We start from the raw sequence: 287 nt of genomic DNA on the forward strand, positions 1-287 counted from the left end.
CGGAACCAGTGTGGCCGGGGTTGGTACGCTTACGTTACGAGATGCGGGGACGATGACCTTCACCGGGACGGTGGGCGCAGGAACGGTGGCCGTAACAGACGCGGTGACCCTGGTTGATTTCCAGGATGCAGTAACCGCCACGACCTTGACGGTTCCGGGCACAGGGACCGCCTACGATGTCCAGATGACCGGGGCGAGCGGAACCATTACCGACCCGGTGACCTTTGCGAATACTGGAGACCTGACCCTGGGACAAGCCGGGGGAACATTGACCTTTACGGGGGGGG

General features: G+C 62.7%; 1 protein-coding gene. It reads left to right on the forward strand.

The genetic code is table 11. The features are described 5' to 3' along the window. On the forward strand, positions 1–287 hold a 287-nt coding region (locus DC28_RS16495; RefSeq protein WP_037545244.1), incomplete at both ends, for a hypothetical protein.

The sequence above is a fragment of the Spirochaeta lutea genome, assembly GCF_000758165.1.
GTDB lineage: Bacteria > Spirochaetota > Spirochaetia > DSM-27196 > Salinispiraceae > Spirochaeta_D > Spirochaeta_D lutea.